General features: G+C 70.4%; 23 protein-coding genes. 10 read left to right on the forward strand and 13 right to left on the reverse strand.

Features of this window, described 5'->3' with window-relative positions; genetic code table 11:
- Positions 1–199: 199 nt before the first annotated feature.
- Positions 200–1,681 (reverse strand): oligopeptide:H+ symporter, encoded by a 1,482-nt coding sequence (locus ACWCRB_RS17145; RefSeq protein WP_450996822.1) that lies wholly within the window; start codon positions 1,679–1,681, stop codon positions 200–202.
- Positions 1,682–2,017: 336 nt separating this feature from the next.
- Here ACWCRB_RS17145 and ACWCRB_RS17150 point away from each other — a divergent pair, with 336 nt between their 5' ends.
- The gene (locus ACWCRB_RS17150) at positions 2,018–2,695 is read left to right on the forward strand and encodes a response regulator transcription factor (RefSeq protein ID WP_235478175.1); all 678 of its coding nucleotides are present in this window, start codon (positions 2,018–2,020) and stop codon (positions 2,693–2,695) included.
- A gap of 170 nt (positions 2,696–2,865) precedes the next feature.
- Positions 2,866–4,140 carry an ATP-binding protein gene (locus tag ACWCRB_RS17155; RefSeq protein ID WP_450996823.1) on the forward strand — a complete coding sequence of 425 codons (1,275 nt, stop codon included), beginning with the start codon at positions 2,866–2,868 and terminating at the stop codon, positions 4,138–4,140.
- A 368-nt stretch (positions 4,141–4,508) separates the two neighbouring features.
- On the opposite strand, the gene ACWCRB_RS17160 is transcribed toward ACWCRB_RS17155, so the two are convergent.
- Positions 4,509–5,078 carry a GtrA family protein gene (locus ACWCRB_RS17160; protein ID WP_450996824.1) on the reverse strand — a complete coding sequence of 190 codons (570 nt, stop codon included), beginning with the start codon at positions 5,076–5,078 and terminating at the stop codon, positions 4,509–4,511.
- Positions 5,079–5,222: 144 nt separating this feature from the next.
- Between ACWCRB_RS17160 and ACWCRB_RS17165 the strand changes: the two genes are divergently transcribed.
- The 4 genes from ACWCRB_RS17165 (at position 5,223) to ACWCRB_RS17180 (ending at position 8,436) form a co-directional block, all read left to right on the forward strand.
- The gene (locus ACWCRB_RS17165) at positions 5,223–6,362 is read left to right on the forward strand and encodes a 5-(carboxyamino)imidazole ribonucleotide synthase (RefSeq protein ID WP_450996825.1); all 1,140 of its coding nucleotides are present in this window, start codon (positions 5,223–5,225) and stop codon (positions 6,360–6,362) included.
- Entirely contained in the window at positions 6,359–6,910 is a 552-nt protein-coding gene (gene purE / locus ACWCRB_RS17170; RefSeq protein ID WP_450996826.1) for a 5-(carboxyamino)imidazole ribonucleotide mutase, read from the forward strand. The genes ACWCRB_RS17165 and purE overlap by 4 nt, the downstream gene beginning before the upstream one ends.
- A complete protein-coding gene (locus tag ACWCRB_RS17175) occupies positions 6,907–8,094 on the forward strand; it encodes a dipeptidase (protein WP_450996827.1) in 1,188 nt (395 codons plus the stop codon). The genes purE and ACWCRB_RS17175 overlap by 4 nt, the downstream gene beginning before the upstream one ends.
- Positions 8,095–8,220: 126 nt before the next feature.
- Positions 8,221–8,436, forward strand: a complete 216-nt coding sequence (locus ACWCRB_RS17180) for a DUF397 domain-containing protein (RefSeq protein ID WP_450996828.1) — start codon at positions 8,221–8,223, stop codon at positions 8,434–8,436.
- A gap of 237 nt (positions 8,437–8,673) precedes the next feature.
- On the opposite strand, the gene ACWCRB_RS17185 is transcribed toward ACWCRB_RS17180, so the two are convergent.
- Complete coding sequence (locus ACWCRB_RS17185) at positions 8,674–9,048, reverse strand: hypothetical protein (RefSeq protein WP_450996829.1); 375 nt, start codon at positions 9,046–9,048, stop codon at positions 8,674–8,676.
- A gap of 36 nt (positions 9,049–9,084) precedes the next feature.
- Positions 9,085–9,939 carry a helix-turn-helix domain-containing protein gene (locus ACWCRB_RS17190; RefSeq protein ID WP_450996830.1) on the reverse strand — a complete coding sequence of 285 codons (855 nt, stop codon included), beginning with the start codon at positions 9,937–9,939 and terminating at the stop codon, positions 9,085–9,087.
- 371 nt (positions 9,940–10,310) lie between these two features.
- Here ACWCRB_RS17190 and ACWCRB_RS17195 point away from each other — a divergent pair, with 371 nt between their 5' ends.
- Entirely contained in the window at positions 10,311–11,447 is a 1,137-nt protein-coding gene (locus ACWCRB_RS17195) for a dipeptidase (RefSeq protein ID WP_450996831.1), read from the forward strand.
- 40 nt (positions 11,448–11,487) lie between these two features.
- Here ACWCRB_RS17195 and ACWCRB_RS17200 read toward each other — a convergent pair whose 3' ends face one another.
- Complete coding sequence (locus ACWCRB_RS17200) at positions 11,488–11,901, reverse strand: VOC family protein (protein ID WP_450996832.1); 414 nt, start codon at positions 11,899–11,901, stop codon at positions 11,488–11,490.
- A gap of 6 nt (positions 11,902–11,907) precedes the next feature.
- The gene (locus tag ACWCRB_RS17205; protein ID WP_450996833.1) at positions 11,908–12,267 is read right to left on the reverse strand and encodes a VOC family protein; all 360 of its coding nucleotides are present in this window, start codon (positions 12,265–12,267) and stop codon (positions 11,908–11,910) included.
- A gap of 108 nt (positions 12,268–12,375) precedes the next feature.
- Here ACWCRB_RS17205 and ACWCRB_RS17210 point away from each other — a divergent pair, with 108 nt between their 5' ends.
- A complete protein-coding gene (locus ACWCRB_RS17210) occupies positions 12,376–12,888 on the forward strand; it encodes a CGNR zinc finger domain-containing protein (protein WP_450996834.1) in 513 nt (170 codons plus the stop codon).
- Positions 12,889–12,940: 52 nt separating this feature from the next.
- A complete protein-coding gene (locus tag ACWCRB_RS17215; RefSeq protein WP_450996835.1) occupies positions 12,941–13,393 on the forward strand; it encodes a nuclear transport factor 2 family protein in 453 nt (150 codons plus the stop codon).
- Between the two features lie 126 nt (positions 13,394–13,519).
- Here ACWCRB_RS17215 and ACWCRB_RS17220 read toward each other — a convergent pair whose 3' ends face one another.
- The 6 genes from ACWCRB_RS17220 to ACWCRB_RS17245 all read right to left on the reverse strand — a co-directional run bounded on the left by ACWCRB_RS17220 (position 13,520) and on the right by ACWCRB_RS17245 (position 19,907).
- A complete protein-coding gene (locus ACWCRB_RS17220) occupies positions 13,520–14,305 on the reverse strand; it encodes a cupredoxin domain-containing protein (RefSeq protein ID WP_450996836.1) in 786 nt (261 codons plus the stop codon).
- The gene (locus ACWCRB_RS17225) at positions 14,302–14,823 is read right to left on the reverse strand and encodes a hypothetical protein (protein WP_450996837.1); all 522 of its coding nucleotides are present in this window, start codon (positions 14,821–14,823) and stop codon (positions 14,302–14,304) included. The genes ACWCRB_RS17220 and ACWCRB_RS17225 overlap by 4 nt, the downstream gene beginning before the upstream one ends.
- Before the next feature lie 133 nt (positions 14,824–14,956).
- Positions 14,957–16,054: a cupredoxin domain-containing protein gene (locus ACWCRB_RS17230; protein WP_450996838.1), complete on the reverse strand. Its 1,098-nt coding sequence runs from the start codon at positions 16,052–16,054 to the stop codon at positions 14,957–14,959.
- A gap of 37 nt (positions 16,055–16,091) precedes the next feature.
- Positions 16,092–17,429, reverse strand: coding sequence for a copper resistance CopC/CopD family protein (locus tag ACWCRB_RS17235; protein WP_450996839.1), 1,338 nt, complete (start codon positions 17,427–17,429; stop codon positions 16,092–16,094).
- A complete protein-coding gene (locus tag ACWCRB_RS17240) occupies positions 17,426–18,097 on the reverse strand; it encodes a hypothetical protein (protein ID WP_450996840.1) in 672 nt (223 codons plus the stop codon). The genes ACWCRB_RS17235 and ACWCRB_RS17240 overlap by 4 nt, the downstream gene beginning before the upstream one ends.
- 466 nt (positions 18,098–18,563) lie before the next feature.
- Complete coding sequence (locus tag ACWCRB_RS17245) at positions 18,564–19,907, reverse strand: UDP-glucose dehydrogenase family protein (protein ID WP_450996841.1); 1,344 nt, start codon at positions 19,905–19,907, stop codon at positions 18,564–18,566.
- 236 nt (positions 19,908–20,143) lie between these two features.
- Here ACWCRB_RS17245 and ACWCRB_RS17250 point away from each other — a divergent pair, with 236 nt between their 5' ends.
- Entirely contained in the window at positions 20,144–21,301 is a 1,158-nt protein-coding gene (locus ACWCRB_RS17250) for an acyl-CoA dehydrogenase family protein (protein ID WP_450996842.1), read from the forward strand.
- Here ACWCRB_RS17250 and ACWCRB_RS17255 read toward each other — a convergent pair.
- Positions 21,247–21,427, reverse strand: a 181-nt coding sequence (locus tag ACWCRB_RS17255) for a hypothetical protein (RefSeq protein ID WP_450996843.1), incomplete at its 5' end; no start/stop codon positions are given. The genes ACWCRB_RS17250 and ACWCRB_RS17255 overlap by 55 nt on opposite strands.

The following is a 21,427-nucleotide window of genomic DNA, read 5'->3' on the forward strand; positions in this document are numbered from 1 at the left end:
CGTCGCGGACAGGGCCGGGTTGACACGTTCGGCGGGGGGCGCATTTCTGGACGCCCCGCCCGCCGACCGACGTACGGCCGGAACGGCAGGAGCCGCCGCGCCCGTCCGGACACGGCGGCCTCAGTCACGTACAGCCAACCGGTACAACCAACCGACGAACACCGCCAGTTGACCCTTAGCCAACGCTGCCCATCAGCTGCTAGTTGACGCTGCCCATGAGCTGCTTGACCTTGCCGCGGTACGACCACACCGCTGCGCCCGCGACCACCGCGAGCACGGCCTCCAGGGCCACCACGCCCATGCGGTCGAGGTTGACGCCCGCGACCGAGAGCAGGCCGGTCGTAGCGTCGCCCGCGGTGACCGCCAGGAACCAGACGCCCATCATCTGGGAGGCGTACTTCGCCGGGGCCATCTTGGTCGTGACCGACAGGCCGACCGGGGAGAGGGTCAGTTCGCCGACCGTCTGGACGAAGTAGATCGCCACGATCCACATCGCCGCCGCCTTGTGACCGTCCCCGGCGATCGACAGCGGGGCCAGGAAGAGGAAGAACGAGGCGCCGACCAGGACCAGGCCCGACGCGAACTTCACGATCGTGCTCGGCTCCTTGCCCATCCGGTTCAGCGCCAGCCAGAACCAGGCGAAGACCGGGGCCAGCGCCATGATCAGCACCGGGTTCACCGACTGGTACCAGGAGACCGGGAACTCCCAGCCGAAGACCGTGTTCTCGGCCTTGCCGTCGGCGAAGATCGACAGGGTCGTGGCGCCCTGGTCGTAGATCATCCAGAAGACGGCGGCGGCGACGAAGAACCAGATGTACGCCGACATCGACCGCTGCTCCGGCTCGCTCAGGTCCTTGTCGCGCTTGATGCGGGCCAGCACGACCACCGGGACGATCAGGCCGAGCAGGATCAGCGGGACCATGACCCAGTTCAGCGTGTAGTGGCCGGAGAAGCCGACGAACGCGTAGAACACGGCCGCGATGCCCGCCCAGACCGCCGCCTTGCGCAGCGTCGCGGACTTCTCCGCGGCGGACAGCGGGGTCGGGACGACGCTGGAACGCGCGTCCAGGTGCCGGCTGCCCAGCAGGAACTGGGCGAGACCGAGGGCCATGCCGAGCGCGGCGAGCGCGAAGCCGAGATGCCAGTTGACCTTCTCGCCGACCGTGCCGATCACCAGGGGCGCGGCGAACGCGCCCGCGTTGATGCCCATGTAGAAGACGGTGAAGCCGCCGTCGCGGCGCGGGTCGTCCGGGCCGTCGTACAGGTGGCCGACCATGGTGGAGATGTTGGCCTTCAGCAGACCCGAGCCGATCGCGACGAGCCCGAGGCCCGCGTAGAAGGTGCCCGCCGTCGGCAGGGCCAGCGTCAGATGGCCGAGCATGATGATGCCGCCGGCCACGGCGACGGTCTTGCGGGGGCCCCAGACCCGGTCGCCGAACCAGCCGCCCGGCAGGGCGAGCAGATAGACGAGCGAGACGTAGACGGAGCCGATCGCGGTCGCGGCCGTCGCACTGAGGTGCAGGCCGCTCGGGGCGATCAGGTACAGGGGGAGCAGCGCCCGCATGCCGTAGTAGGAGAACCTCTCCCACATCTCGGTCATGAAGAGCGTGGCCAGTCCGCGGGGGTGGCCGAAGAAGGACCGTTCGGAGACGGGGGAATCCTTCGTCAGGCTGGACGCCATGGGTCGTTCCTTGCTGTCGGGGCGCACGAAAAAAGACCTTCGGCAGAAAACTCGCCAAAGGTCCTCAGGTGCCGTTAAGAGCTCCAGTCACCATACGACAGTTCACTGTGGTAAATAAAAGGACTTGAGACACGGATCACAGGTGATGGGTGCGCAACAGCCGCTTATTCGAAGGTAAGAGACAGGATCTCATCGCAGAGGCACAGGTCCGGCAGTGGGGGTACGGCGTTCACCGGCCGCGTCGCGCGGGGCGCCCTCGTCGTAGCGTCCGAAGGTAAGAATCAAGAACGCCTGGTCACACCCCAGACGGCGTCCAGGGCGGTCTACCATCAGTTCATGACCCGTGTACTGCTCGCTGAGGACGACGCGTCCATCTCGGAGCCGCTGGCCCGCGCACTGCGCCGGGAAGGTTACGAGGTCGAGGTCCGCGAGGACGGCCCGACCGCGCTCGACGCCGGCGTCCAGGGCGGTATCGACCTGGTCGTTCTCGACCTGGGACTGCCCGGTATGGACGGCCTCGAAGTGGCCCGCCGGCTGCGTGCCGAGGGGCTGACCGTCCCGATCCTCATCCTGACCGCGCGCGCCGACGAGGTGGACACCGTCGTCGGCCTCGACGCGGGCGCCGACGACTACGTCACCAAGCCCTTCAGGCTCGCCGAACTGCTCGCCCGTGTCCGGGCCCTGCTCCGGCGCGGCGCCGCCGAGCCGCAGCAGCCGCCCGCCACGCACGGCGTGCGGATCGACGTCGAGTCGCACCGGGCGTGGATGGGTGAGGAGGAGCTCCAGCTCACGGCGAAGGAGTTCGACCTGCTGCGGGTGCTGGTGCGTGACGCTGGGCGGGTCGTGACCCGCGACCAGCTGATGCGTGAGGTGTGGGACACGACGTGGTGGTCGTCGACCAAGACGCTCGACATGCATATCTCCTGGCTGCGGAAGAAGCTGGGCGATGATGCGGCGAATCCTCGGTACATCGCGACGGTACGGGGTGTCGGTTTCCGTTTCGAGAAGAGTTAGCGGAGCTGGACGCGCGTAACGCAGTGGGGGTTGTGCTTGGCGCGCGGCTGGCGGCCGGTGGGGGCTGATCGCGCAGTTCCCCGCGCCCCTGGAGCGCCCCTGCGGGGCGCCCAGGGCGGTCTCGCAGCGCACCGCTCGTCGTCCGTCAGCCATCGCCCGGAGGGGCCGCCGTGCGTCGCCGTCTGATCCAATCCACCCTTGCTGTCGTGCTCGTCGTGATTGCCGTCTTCGGGGTGTCTCTTGTCATCGTCGAGACGCGGACGATCAGTGCCAGTGCTCAGGAACGGGTGGATTCCGAGGCTGTGCGGCTGGCCAGCATTGTGGACAGTCGGATTCTTGGGGACGAGCAGATCAACTCCAAGGTGCTCGGCGGTCTGGTCACGGGAGATCGGTACGCCGTCGTACGCATCCCGGGGCGTGCGGCGATCGAGGTCGGGGACAAGCCCGTAGGGGACGTCATCTCGGCCGAGGAGGACGGGGAGGAGGGTGAGACCGTCCGGGTAGAGGAACCCCGTTCCTCCGTGACCCGTGAGGTCGGTCGCACCCTGCTGATCATCGGCGCCGTTGCGCTGCTCGCCGTCATCGCCGCCGTCCTGCTCGCCGTACGGCAGGCGAACCGGCTGGCCTCGCCGCTCACCGACCTCGCCGAGACCGCCGAACGCCTCGGCTCGGGCGACCCGCGCCCCCGGCACAAGCGGTACGGCGTCCCGGAGCTGGACCGCGTCGCGGACGTCCTCGATGGCTCGGCGGAACGTATCGCCCGCATGCTCACGGCCGAACGCCGACTGGCAGCCGACGCCTCGCACCAGCTCCGTACGCCCCTCACCGCGCTCTCCATGCGCCTGGAGGAGATCACCCTCACCGACGACCCGGACACGGTGAAGGAGGAGGCCACGATCGCGCTCACGCAGGTCGAACGCCTCACGGACGTCGTCGAACGGCTCCTCACCAACGCCCGCGACCCGCGCACCGGCTCCGCCGTCTCCTTCGACCTCGACGAGGTCATCCAGCAGCAGCTCGCCGAGTGGCGCCCCGCCTACCGCAGCGCGGGCCGGGCCATAGTCAGCTCAGGCAAGCGGCATCTGCAGGCGGTGGGCACCCCGGGAGCGGTCGCCCAGGTACTGGCCGCCCTGATCGAGAACTCCCTCATGCACGGCGGCGGCACGGTCGCCCTGCGCACCCGTGTCATCGGCAACCAGGCCGTGATCGAGGTCACAGACGAGGGTGCCGGCGTCCCCGCCGACCTCGGCGCCCGTATCTTCGAGCGAGCCATCAGCGGCCGCAACTCCACAGGCATCGGCCTGGCAGTCGCCCGAGACCTGGCAGAGGCCGACGCAGGCCGCCTGGAACTCCTCCAGCAGCAGCCCCCGATCTTCGGCCTCTTCCTCTCCAGAACCCCCCTGAAAAAGCCACAGGGAGGCGAGGAGGAGCGCACGGTCCGCTAACAGGCAACGGCCAGAGGGCGCCCCCCTTAGGGGCGCGGGGAACTGCGCGACAAGCCACGATGGCGCCGCACGGACCGGACGGCTCACCCCACCCGCTGCTGTCTTTAGGGGCGCGAGGCTGTATCGATTTGCGGCTCCGCCGCGCGGGCGCGACAAGCCACGATGGCGCCGCACGGACCGGACCGCTCACCCCACCCGCTGCTGTCTTTAGGGGCGCGGGGCTGTATCGATTTGCGGCTCCGCCGCGTGGGCGCGACAAGCCACGATGGCGCTGCACGGACCGGACGGCTCACCCCACCCGCTGCTGTCTTTAGGGGCGCGAGGAACTGCGCGACAAGCCACAACGGCGCCGCACCGAACCGACCCGCTCAACCCACCCGCTGCCGCTGCTTCCGCCGCCCAGGAACCGCCCCACCCTCGGGGAGATCCTCCAAGATCGCCTCCGCACTGGCCACAGCCTCCCGCGCCGGCAGCGTACGGAACACCCACGTCCGGTACGACCAGAACCGGAACAGGGTCGCGACCCCGATCCCCACGAACTTGAAGACGTTGCTCTGCAGCGGGCTGTCCAGCCCGAAGCCGTACGTCGCCGCGTACAGCACACCGTTCTCGATGACGAGCCCCACCGCGCTGAACAGCAGGAACAGCGTCAGTTCCTTCGTACGCCCGCTCTTGTCGCGGTCCCGGTACGTGAAATACCGGAAGCCGATGTAGTTCGTGCAGATAGCCACCACCGTCGCGACCACACTCGCGCGGACCACCTGGAGGTCGGTCGTGTGGCGGACCAGGTTGAACACGAGCAGGTTGACGAGAAGCCCCGCCGTGCCCACCGCCCCGAACTTCGCGACCTCGGCCGCGAACTGGTCGAAGCGGCGTCGTACGGCGCCCGGGGACGTCGTACGACGCCCCTCGGAACCACGTTTGGAACCACGTTCCATGGTCTGTCGGCCCCCGTCTGTGGGATCGCCCTGTGGGATTTCGTCAACTCAGCCATGCTAACCACCCCCTCTGGGGCTCGCCTGTGTGTACGGGGTCACAGGCGTGTAATCAGGCCGCGACGGCCGGGCCGATACTCTTGGAGGGTGACGTTCCCGGTAGTCGGCATGGTCGGCGGGGGGCAGCTCGCTCGTATGACACACGAGGCGGGCATCCCGCTCGGCATCAAGTTCAAGCTCCTCAGTGACACCCCGCAGGACTCCGCTGCGCAGGTCGTCGGCGATGTCGTCATCGGCGACTACCGCGACCTGGAGACGCTGCGCGCGTTCGCACAAGGGTGCGATGTGATCACTTTCGATCACGAGCACGTCCCGACCGAGCATCTTCGGGCCCTGGAGGCGGACGGCATCCCCGTCCGCCCCGGCCCGGACGCGCTCGTGCACGCCCAGGACAAGGGCGTGATGCGGGCGAAGCTCGTCGAGATCGGGGTGCCGTGCCCACGGCACCGGATCGTGGCGGACCCCGCCGACGTCGCCGCCTTCGCGGCCGAGGGGGACGGCTTCCCGGTCGTCCTCAAGACGGTCCGCGGCGGGTACGACGGCAAGGGCGTGTGGGTCGTCCGGTCCGAGGCGGACGCGGCCGACCCCTTCCGGGCCGGCGTCCCGGTCCTGGCCGAGGAGAAGGTCGACTTCGTACGGGAACTCGCGGCGAACGTCGTCCGCTCCCCGCACGGCCAGGCGGTCGCGTACCCGGTCGTCGAGTCGCAGCAGGTCGACGGCGTGTGCGACACGGTCATCGCCCCGGCGCCCGGCATCGCGGAGGAGCTGGCGCTCCAGGCCGGGGAACTGGCCCTGCGCATCGCCAAGGAACTCGGCGTGGTCGGCCATCTCGCCGTGGAGCTGTTCGAGACCCAGGACGGCCGCATCCTCGTCAATGAACTGGCCATGCGCCCCCACAACTCGGGCCACTGGACCCAGGACGGCGCGATCACCAGCCAGTTCGCCAACCACGTCCGGGCCGTCCTCGACCTCCCGCTCGGCGACCCGCGCCCCCGCGCCAAGTGGACGGTCATGGCGAACGTCCTCGGCGGCGACTACCCCGACATGTACTCCGCGTACCTGCACTGCATGGCCCGCGACCCCCAGCTGAAGATCCACATGTACGGCAAGGACGTGAAGCCCGGCCGCAAGGTGGGCCACGTCAACACCTACGGCGACGACCTGGACGACGTGCTGGAGCGCGCCCGTCACGCAGCCGGCTACCTGAGAGGCACGATCACCGAATGAGCCCCGTTGCAGAACCCGGTGCGGGACCCCTCGTGGGCATCGTCATGGGGTCGGATTCCGACTGGCCCGTCATGGAGGCCGCCGCCCAGGCCCTGGACGAGTTCGAGATCGCGTACGAGGTCGATGTCCTCTCCGCGCACCGCATGCCGCACGAGATGATCGCGTACGGCGAGCAGGCCGCCGAGCGAGGCCTCAAGGCGATCATCGCCGGGGCGGGCGGAGCGGCCCACCTGCCCGGCATGCTGGCGTCGGTGACCCCGCTCCCGGTGATCGGCGTACCGGTCCCCCTCAAGTACCTCGACGGCATGGACTCGCTGCTGTCGATCGTGCAGATGCCGGCCGGGGTGCCGGTCGCCACGGTCTCGGTCGGCGGCGCGCGCAACGCGGGCCTGCTCGCGGCCCGCATCCTCGCCTCGCACGACGAGGAACTCCTCGGCCGGATGCGGGAGTTCCAGCAGGAGCTGAACGACCAGGCCACCGAGAAGGGCAAGCGGCTGCGCGCCAAGGTCGAGAGCGGCGCGGGCAACGGCTTCGGCTTCGGGCAGTGACGCCTGTGACCTCCCTGGACGAAGCCCGGGAACTGCTCCGGGAGTTCCCGGTCGTCGACGGCCACAACGACCTCCCGTGGGCGCTGCGCGAACAGGTCCGCTACGACCTCGACGCCCGCGACATCGCCACCGCCCAGAACGCCCACTTGCACACCGACATCCCGCGCCTGCGCGAGGGCGGGGTCGGCGCGCAGTACTGGTCGGTGTACGTCCGCTCGGACCTGCCGGACCCGGTGCCCGCGACCCTCGAACAGATCGACTGCGTACGTCAGTTGATCGCGCGGTACGGGAACGAGCTGCGGCCCGCCCTCACGGCCGCCGACATGGAGACGGGGCGGCGTGAGGGCCGTATCGCCTCCCTCATGGGCGCGGAGGGCGGCCACTCGATCGCCAACTCCCTCGGCACCCTGCGGGGGTTGTACGAGCTGGGCGTGCGCTATCTGACCCTCACCCACAACGACAACGTGGCGTGGGCGGACTCGGCGACCGACGAGCCGGGCGTCGGCGGTCTGTCGGAGTTCGGCCGCGAGGTGGTCCGGGAGATGAACCGCCTCGGCATGCTCGTCGACCTCTCCCACGTGGCGGCGACGACGATGCGGCACGCGCTGGACACGTCCGTCGCGCCGGTGATCTTCTCCCACTCCTCCTCGCGCGCGGTGTGCGACCACCCGCGCAACATCCCGGACGACGTACTGGAACGCCTGCCCGTCAACGGCGGAATGGCCATGGTGACCTTCGTACCGAAGTTCGTCCTCCAGGCCGCCGTCGACTGGACGGCCGCCGCGGACGACAACATGCGCGCCCACGGCTTCCACCACCTCGCCACGACCCCCGAGGCGATGAAGATCCACCGGGCCTTCGAGGAGCGGAACCCCCGCCCGGTCGCGACGGTCTCGACGGTCGCCGACCACCTGGACCACATGCGCGAGGTGGCCGGAATCGACCATCTGGGCATCGGCGGCGACTACGACGGCACGGCGTTCACCCCCGACGGGCTGAACGATGTCTCCGGCTACCCGAACCTCGTCGCCGAACTCCTCGACCGGCACTGGTCGAAGAGCGATCTTGCCAAGCTGACCTGGGGGAACGCGGTGCGGGTGCTGGGGGCCGCGGAGGACGTGGCACGGGAGGTGCGGGAGAGGCGGGGGCCGTCCAACGCCACGCTGGGAGAGCTGGACGGCTGAGGGGTGCTCCGACCCCTCAGAACGCGCCAGAGAGACGACTGTCTGTTGAACCGTGGCCACAACGGGTAAGAACCGTAGGCGCGTTCAGCGTTTCTCGGAGCGGGGCGAGAGTTGGAGGGGGCGGTGTTGGCCGGGGATCGGGGTGCCGTCGTCTGGCGGAAGAGCAGCTACAGCAAGGACAGTGACGACGCTTGCTGCGAGATCGCGGTGCTCCCCGGGGCGGTCCGGGTGCGCGATTCCAAACAGCCGGACACCGCGTCGGTGAGCTTCACCGCGGATGCCTGGCATGCGGCGATAGCGTTGTTCCTCATACCGGACATCGCCGACAGGGACCACATGTGACATACGGCTGAAGCGGACCGAGCACAGGATGTGAGATGAGCGGCGAACGCCGAGAGCAGACGGTGACCAGGTACCCCGGGCTGGCCGGATACTGCATGGTGACCGGTGTGCTGGCCACGGCCGCCGGGGCGGGTGTCTCCCTGTTGGGCGGAAGTCCGTGGGTGCGGCTCGTGATGTGGCTGGCGGTGCTGGTCGCGGTGTCCGCGGCCGCCGGCTGGTGGTGGGTGCGCTCACCGGCTATGGCCCGCCACTGGACGGTCGATCTTCTGGTCCGTCCGACAGCGAGGAACGGCGTATCTTCTCGAAGGCCATGACGAACGCCCAGGTCGTGAGCGGTCCGACGCCGAAGGCGACGACCAGGCAGATCCAGGGCGGTACGCCCATCCCGATCCCGACGAAGGCCACCAGAGGCAGCGTGGCCGAGGAGAACACGATCAGGACGCAGAGGGTGCGCAGGAGTCTGATCGTGTCGTCGACATCGGCCCGGCCTCGCGGGGGGTCGGGCGGCCGGGCGGGCGCGGCCGGTCCGAGGAAGACGTTGTAACCGGGCCCGGGGCGCCGAGAGCGGCCGGGATCCAGCTCCGGTCCCCTGCTCTCGTCGTCGCTGTTCATAGCGTCCCCCGGGCCTTGATGCACGCCGACTGGATGTCAGGTGCGGTGGAAGTTCTCGATGAGGTCGTCGAACATGGCGATCGTGTCCTCCTCGTTGAGCGCCTTGTTCTCCAGATCCTCGAAGCATTCCTGGAAGCGGGCCACCAGCTTGCGGTCGTCGCGGTTGGTGACCGTGCCGCGGGGTCCGGCGAGGTACAGGACGTCCTCGTCGTCGCGGAAGCCCAGGAGGGTGAAGCTGGTGTCCACGCTGTCGTGCGCGCCGGCCGAGAAGGGCAGGACACGCAAGGTGGCGCGCTGCTCGGTGACGAGCGACTTGAGGAAGGTCAGTTGGCGCCGCATGGCCGCCGGGCCGCCGATCTGACGGCGTAGGGCGGCCTCGTCCAGGATCATCTCGACACGGGGACCGCCCTCCTGGAGGATCCGCTCCTGTCGGGCCAGCCGCAGGTCGGTGAGCTGCCCGGCCTTGGCCACGGGCTCACCGACCTCGAAGATGGCGGAGATGTAGTCCGAGATCTGCAGCTGGCCCGGAATGAGACTCGGGTGGTAGCCCCGGATGGTGTTCGCCGCGCTCTCATAGCCCAGGTACTGGTTGAACGGCTGGCTGATGACGTCGCTGTACTCGGACCACCACGACTGTCCCTTGCTGCCCCGGGCCGCCTCCTCCAGGTCCGCGACGACCTCGGGGTCCTCCACGCCGTACTCGAGGAGCATCGCGCGCAGGTCCGTGACGGACAGACTGACCGTGCCCGCCTCGATGCGGATCAGCTTGGACAGCGACCACTCCAGCGCGTCGGCCGCGTCACGCTGCGTCAGGCCGCGACTGTCGCGGGCTGATTTCAGCGCCAGTCGCAGCTTGCGGCGATTGAGACTCGGGTCCACGGCCGTGGGCATTGATGCTCCTCAGGATCTTGACAGCGGCGGTCGGGCACTGGTCGTGCCGAAACTTTGCCATCGTAGTAGGTCGACTCGCGTCACATCCATTCGCCCCTACTCCAATAGGAGTACGCCATCCAGAAGTACTCCATGTCGCCGCTGTCTGTATGGGCCTACCCGAACGACACATGTCTAATCGACGGAGGGCTGTTGGAGCATGGCGAAGTTGCGTAGCTCACATGCACATGGGGGTCGTGCGCGGCGGGTGAGGCGAGGGGGACGTGTGTGACGTACCCCCGAACGCCCCACCCACCAGGAAGCCCCCTCCCCGCCGTGCGACGGTGACCGTATTGCGATCACGAGGTAGATCACGACGTACGGAGCCCGTCATGGCCGACCTGCAGGACGAACTGCACACCACAGCCGAGGTCGGGGACCTCGACCCGCGTCTTCCCTTGCCGGAGCCCGACGACGACGGAGCGGCGGAGGTCGACTTCTCGCTCGTCTCCGACCCGGACGCCGACCCGCTCGACCGAGCCCACGCGATCCTCGCCGCGCACCCCGTCGCCGACGGCTACAGCGGACTGCCCTGGGCGCTGCGGCACCTGCCCTGGTACGACCTGGAGTTGGGGGAGAGCACTGTGGACACCGATGTGCCCCGGATGCGACGAGGCCATGTGGGCGCGCTGTTCTGGGCGCTGCACCTGCCGGAGGGGCTCGCCGGTGACCGGGCCGTCGGGGCCACGCTGGAGCAGCTGGACCTCGTGAAGACGGTGGCCCGGAGTCATCCCGAGGGGCTGCGGCTCGCGGGGACCGCCGGGCAGGTCACCGACGCCCGCAACTGCGGACGGGTCGCTGTCGTGCTCGGGCCCGCCTCGGCCGCCGCCCTCGACGACTCGCTCGGCATCCTGCGCGTCCTGCACTCTCTGGGCCTGCGCGTGCTCACCCTCGCCGGCACGTCCTGGGCCAGCGAGGCCGGGCTCACCCGGTTCGGCGAGGAGGTGGTCCGCGAGATGAACCGGCTCGGCGTGCTGGCCGACCTCTCGGGCGCCTCCGCGGCCACCATCCACCGCGCCGTCGGGATCTCCAAGGCCCCGGCCCTGTGCACCCGCTCCGCCGCCCGCGCCCTGCGCCCCCACCCCGCCAACCTGCCCGACGAGACGCTCGCCGAGCTGGGCGCGGCCGGGGGCCTGTGCCTGGTGCCGCTGACGGCCGAGCAGACCGGACCGTCCGTCCGTGACGTGGCCGACCATCTCGACCACGTCCGTGCGGTCGCGGGCCCGGAGAGCGTCGGCCTGTCCGGCACGTACGACTCCGGCAGCGCCCACCCCCAGGAACTCGGCGACGCCTCCTGCTACCCGAACCTGATCGCCGAACTCCTGCGCCGAGGCTGGACCGAACCCGACCTGGCCCTCCTCACCTGGGGAAACGTCCAACGCGTCCTGCGCAACGCCGACTTCACGGCCAAGGCGGCACAGCAGCGCCGCGAACCGTCGACGGCACGGATCGCGGCACTGGACGGCTGACCCGCCCCGAGCCCTACGGGCTCACCCGAGTCCTACGGGCTCAGGGGCGCTCGATCCGGCAGAGGCAGAACGGATGCCCTGCCGGATCGGCGTACACCCTGAAATCCCGCTGCCCGTCCTGGTCGTCCAGGTCCAGCGGGCGGGCCCCCAGTGCCAGGACCACCTCCTGCGCCGCGTCCAGCTCCGCCCGGGTGGACCCGGCGTCCAGGTCGAGATGGAACTGCTGGGAGCCGTGGTCGGCCCGCGGCCACTCGGGCGGGGAGTACCCGGGCGCCCGCTGGAAGGCCAGCCGTGGCCCGCCCGGGACGTACAGCACGACCCACTCGGGGTCCTCGTCCGCGGGCGTACCGCCGACGACACCCGCGTAGAAGCGGGCCAGCGCCCGCGGGTCCGGGCAGTCGACGACGACGGTACGGAAACGGGTCACGGGTGCTACGGGATCATCCTGGGCCATCCGGGATCAGCCCGCGCAGAGACAGAACGGGTGCCCCGCCGGGTCCGCGTAGACACGGAAGGAGCGGGCCCGGTCCTCCGTCTCCAGCGGCTTCGCGCCCAGCGCGAGTACCTCCCGCTCGGCCGTGTCCAGGTCGGCCACGGTCACGTCCAGATGGAACTGCTGCGAGGCGTCCGGCGACGGCCACTTCGGCGGTACGTGGCCGGGGGCGGCCTGGAAGGCCAGTGTCGGCCCGTCCGGGAGCCGCAGGTCGATCCAGTCCTCCTCGACCTCGGGCGTGCCGCCCAACAGCGCTGCGTAGAAGGCGGCGAGGGCGCCGGGGTCGGGACAGTCCAGGACGACGGATTCGAGCTTGGCGATGGGCATGGCTTCCTCCGTTGATTGCCTTGCTTCTCAGTTTCCCTGTTACCTGTTGATGCGGTTCATACGGTAACGGTTACCGTATGCCCGTGCCTAGGAGGTAACGTCACCTGTGTGAGTGAGAACGCGTCAGCGCCCGGGGGACTGGCCCTCGTGGAGGCCCTGGTCAACACCAGGAGCCTGGACTCGGACCGGGACGCGCTGAACACCGCCGAGGGGCGGGCCGCGTTTGGCATCCAGGGGATCGGCGAGCGGGAACTGGCGGCCGTGAAGGAGCTGCGGGAGTCCCTGCGGGCCGTCTGCCTCGCACACGCCGGACATCCACCGCACGACGACGCCGTCACGCCCCTGGGCCGACTGCTCTCCAGGGCGCCGCTGTTGGTCACCGTCGACGACCAGGACGGCTCGGCCCGGCTCACCGCCGCCGACGAGGGGCCACTGCTCTCCCGGGTGGCGGCGGCCGTCGCGGAGGCGCTCACCGACGGCACCTGGCTGCGCCTCAAGGCGTGCGAACTGCCCGACTGCCACTGGGCGTACTACGACCGCAGCCCCGCAGGGAAGCGCCGCTGGTGCTCCATGTCGGTGTGCGGGGCCCGCGCGAAGATGCGCCGGTACCGCGCGAAGTAGGCTTCTGCGTACGGGAGTTGGATCACGCGTCGACGGAACGGAGCCCCCTGCCATGCCGAACCCCGGTCCCCGCGATGTCCTCGCCCGCTACCAGCAGGCGATGCTCGACTGGTCCGCGGACGACCTGGCCGACCTGTACGCGGTCGACGCCGTCCACGAGTTCCCGTTCCTCTTCCCCGGCATGCCCGAGCGCTACCAGGGCCGCGAAGAGGTCCGCGCCGGATACCGGGCGGCCTGGGGCGCGAGCCCGGCGCGGCCGGAGGAGATCCGTGACGTCGTCGTCCACGACAGCACGGACCCCGAGGTGATCACCGTCGAGCAGGTCGTCACCGGGACCGTGACCACGACCGGCCGCCCCTTCAGCTTCCCCGGCCTGCTGGTGATCCGGGTCCGCGACGGCCTGATCGTGCACGTCCGCGACTACATGGACGGACTCCGCGTCGCACACACGATGGGCCGCCTGCCGGCCGTGGTCGCCGCCCTCGGCGACGACTCCCGCCGCTGAGCGCTTCGGCAGCGCCCCGAAGGGGTGCGGGGCCGTGCGGACATGCGGCTCCGCCGCGTGGGCGCGACCAGCCACGACGGCGCAGCAGCTGAACGACGGCCCATCACGGCACAGCCGGCGGAGCGCTCATGCCTCGCTCTCCGCCCCGCCGCCCTTCCCCCGCGGCGCGGCGGCCCGCGACCCCACCAGCAGCAGGCACAGTACGGCGATCCCGGCGACGATCCCCGTCAGGAGCAGCAACGGGTCCAGCGGCCGTACCGAGGCGACGGTGGCCGTGGAGGTGGCGGGCTGGGCCTGAGGAGCCGTCCCGGCGGGCGCCGAGGAGGCGGGGGACGGGGAGGTGACCGGGCTGGGCGTCGTTCGGCCGGAGGCGGCTGGTGCCGAGGCCGCCGAGGTCGGGCGCGTCTGTGTTCTGCCGCTCGATGCCGTCGACTGGCTCGTACCGGTCCCGTGATGCGCCGTACCCGTGCCCGAGCCTGTGCCGGATCCCGAGCCCGAGCCCGAGGTGGGTTCCGTGTGGGTGTGGGAGTGCGTCGGGGCCGCCGAGGTCGCGGGGGCCGGCGCCTGGACCGCGATTCCGGCCGTCATGTTCGGATGCACGGTGCAGTAGTAGGCGTACGAACCGGCCGTCGTGAAGGTGAAGCTCCAGCTCTCGCCCTTGTTCAGCATGGGGGAGTGGATCTGGACCGGGCCCGAGGTGGTCTTCACGTCGTGCGGGGCCGTGTCCTGGTTGGTCCAGGTCACCGTGGAACCGGCGGGGACGGTCAGGTTCGCGGGGGCGAAGGCGTACCCCTGCATGGTGACCCGGTAGGTGGCCGCCGAGGCCTGCCCGGGCAGGGCCAGCAGCAGGGTGAGGAGGGCCAGTACGGGGACCAGGGCCGCCCGGCGTACGGTCCTGCCCGCCGTCCTCACGCGAACTCCGCGGCGACCAGCAGCCGCAGCCGGGTCGCCGGGCGCGGCAGCCGGCCCGGACGGAACCCGGTCGCGCGGCGCAGGAGGCGGTACGGCAGCCGGGCCGTGCCCACGACGAGCAGGCGGTCGTCGGCGCGCTCGACGACGCGGAAGCGCAGCAGGGCGGGGAAGCGGACGCCGCGCAGATTCAGGTCACCGGTGACCTGCAACTTCCCTCCGCCGTCGAGGAGTTCGACGGTGTCGGAGATGAGGGTCGTGAGGGCGACGTGGGTGGCGGGTGTGCCGTCTGCCTGGTCGAGACCTGCGAACTCGAAGCGGAGGGAGGGGAGTTCTTCGGGCTCGTCGAGAGGGTCGGGCACGGTCAGGGAGGCGTCGGTGAGGGTGACGCGTCGGCGGCGGGTGGGCAACGGGCCGTACCAGGTGGTGAGTTCGACGAGCGAGCGGTCGGGGGCCACGGCGTACCGGCCGGGAAGCGGCAGTACGGAGGCGGTGGCGGTGGGCAGGGTGACGGTTGTCATCCCGGGTCTCCTTGGAAAGCGGTTCCCGAAGTGTGGCGGGGTTGTGGAGAATGGGGCAGGCGCCGGTCCGGCCGACTGAGCCTCGGCCGGACCGGCGTCCCTTTTCTCGGGGTGAGCCCTGGGGCGACCCCTGTCAGCAGCTGCCGGTGAGGAAGTCCTCGGTGGGCGCGAGCAGGTGCTCGGCCCAGACCGTGTGCATCTTCACGTAGCTGTCGACGTCGAGCAGATCGGTGATCTGCTGCCCGAGCGACTCCTCCAGGTGCGCCGAGTTGATGTGGGCCAGCAGCACACTGAGCGTCTCGTCGAGAACCGTGCCGCCGCCTTCGAGGGCGGGCGTCAGGATCGTCTCGAGCCACACCGTGTGCAGCTTGATGTACGAGTCCAGCGCGAGCGCGTCCTGCACCTGCTGGCCCGGGGACCGCTCCAGGTGCGCGGCGTTGATGTGCTGGAGGATCGGCAGCAGCACGTCCTGGACGCTGGCGCACTGCTCGTCGCCGCCGTCACCGCCCCCGGTACCGCCCGTGCTGCCGGTGCTGCCACCGGTCGAGCCGCCCGTGGTGGTACCGCCGGTGGTCGTGCCACCGGTGGTGGTGCCGCCCGAGTCCGAACCGCCGGTCGACCCGCCGGTGGTGCCACCGGTCGTTCCGCCCGTCGTCCCTCCGGTGGTGGTGCCGCCGGTCGATCCGCCCGTCGTACCCCCGGTCGTACCGCCCGTGGTGCCGCCCGTCGTGCCACTGTCGGCCGCGACGACCTTCACCGACGCGACCATGTCCGGGTGGACCGCGCAGTAGTACTCGTACGTGCCGGCCGTCGTGAAGGTGTACGACCAGGAGTCGCCCTGTGCCAGCGTGCCCGAGTCGAACTTCTTCGGGCCCTTGGTGGTGGTGACCGTGTGCGGCACGCTGTCGTGGTTGGTCCAGCGCACGGTCTCGCCGACCTCGACGACCAGCTGCTTACCGTCGCCGAACTTGTTGTTCATGATGTCGACCTGTTGGTCGGGCGCCGCTGCGGCCGCCTGCTGCACCTCGGCCGCCGCGGCTGCGGGCGCCTGAGCCGCGCCCGCCGCCGTGTCCGAGGTGCTGGTGGCCGTGCTGCCCGAGGCCGCCTGGAGCAGTCCCAGGCTGAGCACGGCGGCGAAGGCCGCGCCGAGCCCCGCGACCAGCAGGGGCCGGTTCCCGGCGGGCGACCCGCGACGCGATGCGCGCTCGCCGGTTTCGTCGGTGCGTTTCACAACAACTCCTTGTTTTTCAGGGGGTTTCAGGGGGGATTCACTGGCCGGGATCGGCAGTGACCAGCAGACTCGTCACGGCGAGCACGACGAGGACGAGCCCCGTCTCGGCCGCGACCGAGTAACCGAAGGGCCGCACGGTGGCGGCGTCGCCGCGCAGCAGCACGGCGAGATCGAGGCGGGTGCGCACCCACTGGCGGCTGCACTGGGCGGCCAGCAGGACACCCCCGAGCACGGCGGTCTTGACCAGCAGCAGCTGCCCGTACGAGGTGTGCAGCAGGGCGTCGTACGACCCCACGACCTGCCACGCGAGCACCAGCCCGGCGACGGCGATAGCGGCGACCGAGCCGGCGGCGAGCCGCGAGTAACCGGGCACCACCGCCGCCAGTTCGACGGGCTCCCGGCGCGGCAGCACGGCCACCGTCAGCATGACAAGGCCGCCGATCCACAGGGCCGCCCCGAGCAGATGGACGAGGTCGGCGACCGCGCCCCAGGTCGGGTCGCTGCCCTCGGAGCTGTGCCCGCGCATACCGGTCGTCCGCAGCAGCCCGAGCGCCACGGCGAGGGCACCCACCCGCCAGCCGGGCGAGCGCGAGGTGGCGGCCCCGCCCTGCAACAGCGCGCTCAGTACGACGGCTGCGAGCACCCACAGCAGCCCGCGTGCGGCGAGCGCGACCCCGGGCTCGGTGGTGAGGACCTCGGTGTACGACGCCGGGCGCAGCGCGTCCCGCAGGCCGCCGAAGGAGACGTACGCGCCCTGGAGCCCGATGCCCGCGACCGTCGACAGCAGCCCGCACACCCAGGCCAGCGTGAGCAGCGCCCGCGCCCGGGCCGCCTCCGCGCCGCGCGGCCACAGCAGCGCGACGAAGGCGAGGCCGCCGACGAACACGGCCAGCGCGAGATACCCGGTCCAGCGAGCGGCGACGAGGCCCTTCCGCACCAGGGGCGAGGGGGAAGGGGCGGCTGCGGCCTCGTCGCCGCGGTCCTGGGCGCCGGCCGAACTCGCCGCCGCACTGATGGCGAAGGTGAGCCGGCCGGAGGAGGCGTGCCCGTCCTCCATGTCGACGACCGACCAGACGACGAAGAGCGTGCCGTTGGCCGGGCTGCCGGTGGCGATCCGTACGGTGTCGGCGCCGGTGTGCGCAGGGCGAGTGACCGGGAGCCGGTCGCCGTCGGGGGTCATGGCGCGTACGTCGGCGAGGTCGACGGGCTCGTCGAAGGTGAGGGTGAGGTGGTCGGGGGCTTTGGCGAGCTTCGCGCCGTCCTTCGGGACCGAGCGGACAAGCTCGGTGTGGGCGGCGGCGGGGGGCGCGCCGACGACCAGGCCGCAGAGGAGGACGGCGAGGAGGAGCGGGAGGAGCGTGCGGAGGCGGGTCACGGGGTGGCCTCCGGCAGCGGGGACGCGGAGGGGGAGGCCGAGGCGGAGCCGCCGAGCAGGGAGGAGAGCGGGGCGAGCCCGATGCAGGGGGAGGCCGTCGGCTCGGGCGTCTCGTCGGCGTCCGTGCCGTTGAGGAGGCCGAACAACGGCTGGGTGATCCCGGTCAGGATCGGCTTCACGAGCCGTACCTCGCCGTCGGCGCAGGTCGCGTCGTCGGTGGGCGGCGCGGAGTCGGAGGGCGACGGGGAGGGGGAGGAGGAGACGGGAGGAGTGGTGGGCGTCGGGGTCGGGGAGGTGCCGTGCCCGGTATGGCCCCCGTGCCCGGCGGTGCCGTCGCCGGAGCCGGTGCCCGTGTCGCCGTACACCGGCAACTGCCCGGTACCGACCGGCACTTGGCCCGTCCAGCCGCTGCCGGTGCCCCCGCCCATGTCCATGCCGGTGCCGCTGCCCGGTGCCTGGGCGCCGGAGTCGCCCGGCGCGGAGTTCGGCGGTGCCGTGGCCGCGGGGAGCGACGACGGGGGAGCGGCGGCCTCGGCGGCGCCGGAGGCCGTGGAGGCGCCGATGCCCGACGCGTAGCCGAGCACGATCACCACCGCCCCGACCAGAGCCCCCGCGACGAACTCGTCACGATGGTCCCTGGGCCACTCCGCCCTGCGGAACACGGGCATGATCACACTCCCTGGCATGGTCCGGTCATTCCGATCGGTGAATGCGGACCATTGGAGGGCGGTGCGGATTCCACTTGACTACGCGCCAGTTAACTAAGTGTTGCCCACCTCTCTTTCGGGGGTGCCCCCGCTGTGAGATGGGTCGAGAACGCTGTCAATACGCGCAATGCGACCGTGAAGAATTCGCGCAGGCGGAACAGCAATTCCCACACATTACTCGAATGGAATTCGAATCAGTTCTGGGGATTTCGAGGAGATGGCATATGCCGCCAGGTCGCGGGCCCGTCGCGGCCGGGCCTCGGGCGGCCGTCGGGGCCGAACCGCGCAGAGTCGCGCCAAGCCGCCCGAGGGCGCGCTTTATCTCGACCCCTCCGGACGCGGCGACGAAACCCCGGAATTTACCAACCGTTGGGAATTCGACGAAGCCCGGAATTCCGTGCGACCACGAAAACCCGATCAGTGAACGTCAGGCGGTAGGACGCCCCATTGCCCGATACGTCCACCCGGCCTTCCGCCACAGTTCCGGGTCGAGGGCGTTGCGCCCGTCCAGGACCAGCCGGTGGGCCACCGCCTCGCCCAGCGCCGCAGGGTCCAGCTCGCGGAACTCGCGCCACTCGGTCAGGTGGAGTACGGCGTCGGCGCCCCGTACGGCCTCCAGGGCCGTGTCGGCGTACGCGAGCGTCGGGAAGAGCCTGGCTGCGTTGGCCATCCCCTTCGGGTCGTACACCGTCACCTGGCCGCCCTGGAGGTGGATCTGGCCGGCGACGTTGAGGGCGGGCGAGTCACGGACGTCGTCCGAGTCGGGCTTGAAGGTGGCGCCGAGCACCGCGACCCGCTTGCCGAGGAAGGGGCCGCCGCCCAGCGCCTGCCGGGCCAGCTCCACCATCTGGCCGCGCTGGCGCATGTTGATGGAGTCGATCTCGCGCAGGAAGGTGAGCGCCTGGTCGGCGCCCAGCTCACCGGCGCGCGCCATGAAGGCGCGGATGTCCTTGGGGAGGCAGCCGCCGCCGAAGCCGATCCCGGCCCGCAGGAACTTCTTGCCGATCCGGTCGTCGTACCCGATGGCCTCCGCCAGCTTCGCCACATCCCCGTCGGCGGCCTCGCAGACCTCCGCCATGGCGTTGATGAACGAGATCTTGGTGGCCAGGAAGGAGTTCGCGGAGGTCTTCACCAGCTCGGCGGTCGGGAAGTCGGTGACGACGAACGGCGTCCCCTCCGCGATCGGCGTGGCGTACACCTCGCGCAGCAGCTTCTCGGCCCGCTCGCTGCGTACGCCGACCACGACCCGGTCGGGGTGCAGCGTGTCCTGGACGGCGAAGCCCTCGCGCAGGAACTCCGGGTTCCAGGCCAGCTCGGCGTCCGCGCCGACGGGGGCGAGCCCGGCGATCGTCCGGGCGAGCCGGTCCGCCGAGCCGACGGGCACGGTCGACTTGCCGACGACGAGGGCGGGGGAGGTGAGGTGCGGGGCGAGGGACTCGATCGCGGCATCGACGTACGACATGTCGCAGGCGTACTCGCCGTGCTTCTGCGGGGTGTTCACGCAGACGAAGTGGATGTCGCCGAAGGCGGCGACCTCGGCCCAGTCCATGGTGAAGCGCAGCCGTCCGGTGGACCCCTCGATCCCGGCGACATGCTTGCGCAGCAGCTCTTCGAGCCCGGGTTCGTACATGGGGACCTGCCCGCGCCGCAGCAGGTCGATCTTCTCCTCGACGACGTCCAGCCCCAGCACCTCGAAGCCCAGCTCGGCCATGGCGGCGGCGTGGGTGGCGCCGAGATATCCGGTGCCGATCACGGTGATCTTGAGAGCCATGGGTGCTCCTGGGTTCTGGGTCGTACGTGCCGTCGGGTCGAACGTGCGATGGACGAGCATAGTCGGGGCGTTTCAGGGCCCCTCACCGGGCAGATTTCCCCAACACACTCCTCCTGTCGCCAAGCTCACGTATCACTCACGTGGACAGGCCCCTAAAATTTGGGTTACCGAGCGTGTTACTTAACGGTAGTTAGCGTCAGTCATACAGTTACAGCGTCTTTGGAGCGTGAGAGACCTTGGCCGGATCGGCTGATTTCGACCTGTACCGCCCGTCCGAGGAGCACGACATGCTCCGCGACGCGATCCGCTCCCTGGCCGAGGCGAAGATCTTGCCGTACGCCGCAGCCGTGGACGAAGAAGCCCGCTTCCCGCAGGAGGCCCACGACGCGCTGGTCGCGAACGACCTGCACGCGGTGCACGTACCGGAGTCGTACGGCGGCGCGGGCGCGGACGCGCTGGCGACCGTGATCGTGATCGAGGAGGTGGCGCGGGTCTGTGCCAGCTCCTCCCTCATCCCGGCCGTGAACAAGCTGGGCTCCCTCCCGGTGATCCTGTCCGGCTCGGAGGAGCTGAAGAAGAAGTACATGACGCCCCTCGCCAAGGGCGACGGCATGTTCTCGTACTGCCTCTCGGAGCCCGACGCGGGCTCGGACGCGGCCGGCATGAAGACCAAGGCGGTCCGCGACGGCGACTTCTGGGTCCTCAACGGCGTGAAGCGCTGGATCACCAACGCGGGCGAGTCCGAGTACTACACGGTGATGGCGGTCACCGACCCGACGAAGCGCAGCAAGGGCATCTCGGCCTTCGTCGTCGAGAAGTCCGACGAGGGCGTCTCCTTCGGCGCCCCCGAGAAGAAGCTCGGCATCAAGGGCTCCCCGACCCGCGAGGTCTACCTCGACAACGTCCGTATCCCGGCCGACCGCATGATCGGCGACGAGGGCACGGGCTTCGCCACCGCCATGAAGACCCTGGACCACACCCGCATCACGATCGCCGCGCAGGCGCTGGGCATCGCGCAGGGCGCCCTCGACTACGCCAAGGGGTACGTCAAGGAGCGCAAGCAGTTCGGCAAGCCGATCGCCGACTTCCAGGGCATCCAGTTCATGCTCGCCGACATGGCGATGAAGATCGCCGCCGCCCGCGCCCTGACCTACCAGGCCGCGGCCGCCTCGGAACGCCTCGACAGCGACCTCACCTTCCAGGGCGCGGCGGCGAAGTGCTTCGCGTCGGACGTGGCGATGGAGGTCACCACGGACGCGGTCCAGCTGCTCGGCGGCTACGGCTACACCCGTGACTACCCGGTCGAGCGCATGATGCGCGACGCGAAGATCACGCAGATCTACGAGGGCACGAACCAGGTCCAGCGGATCGTGATGGCGAGGAACCTGCCGTAACGACCGAGGACGCGAGTCGGCCCCTGCCCGAAGGAGGCCGTGCAGGGTTCGGAGAACTGGCGGAGTGCGGCTTCGCTCCGCTGCCCGGGCGGACCGATCCCGCCGTGCTGGCAGTGCGGCTCGTAC

Source organism: Streptomyces sp. NPDC002156, from assembly GCF_053593675.1.

Coding starts and splice junctions, on each gene's coding strand:
- ACWCRB_RS17145 (WP_450996822.1), bottom strand. CDS start 1,681: ATGGCGTCCAGCCTGACGAAGGATTCCCCCGTCTCCGAACGGTCCTTC.
- ACWCRB_RS17150 (WP_235478175.1), top strand. CDS start 2,018: ATGACCCGTGTACTGCTCGCTGAGGACGACGCGTCCATCTCGGAGCCG.
- ACWCRB_RS17160 (WP_450996824.1), bottom strand. CDS start 5,078: ATGGAACGTGGTTCCAAACGTGGTTCCGAGGGGCGTCGTACGACGTCC.
- purE (WP_450996826.1), top strand. CDS start 6,359: ATGAGCCCCGTTGCAGAACCCGGTGCGGGACCCCTCGTGGGCATCGTC.
- ACWCRB_RS17185 (WP_450996829.1), bottom strand. CDS start 9,048: ATGAACAGCGACGACGAGAGCAGGGGACCGGAGCTGGATCCCGGCCGC.
- ACWCRB_RS17190 (WP_450996830.1), bottom strand. CDS start 9,939: ATGCCCACGGCCGTGGACCCGAGTCTCAATCGCCGCAAGCTGCGACTG.
- ACWCRB_RS17195 (WP_450996831.1), top strand. CDS start 10,311: ATGGCCGACCTGCAGGACGAACTGCACACCACAGCCGAGGTCGGGGAC.
- ACWCRB_RS17200 (WP_450996832.1), bottom strand. CDS start 11,901: ATGGCCCAGGATGATCCCGTAGCACCCGTGACCCGTTTCCGTACCGTC.
- ACWCRB_RS17205 (WP_450996833.1), bottom strand. CDS start 12,267: ATGCCCATCGCCAAGCTCGAATCCGTCGTCCTGGACTGTCCCGACCCC.
- ACWCRB_RS17215 (WP_450996835.1), top strand. CDS start 12,941: ATGCCGAACCCCGGTCCCCGCGATGTCCTCGCCCGCTACCAGCAGGCG.
- ACWCRB_RS17225 (WP_450996837.1), bottom strand. CDS start 14,823: ATGACAACCGTCACCCTGCCCACCGCCACCGCCTCCGTACTGCCGCTT.
- ACWCRB_RS17240 (WP_450996840.1), bottom strand. CDS start 18,097: ATGCCCGTGTTCCGCAGGGCGGAGTGGCCCAGGGACCATCGTGACGAG.
- ACWCRB_RS17245 (WP_450996841.1), bottom strand. CDS start 19,907: ATGGCTCTCAAGATCACCGTGATCGGCACCGGATATCTCGGCGCCACC.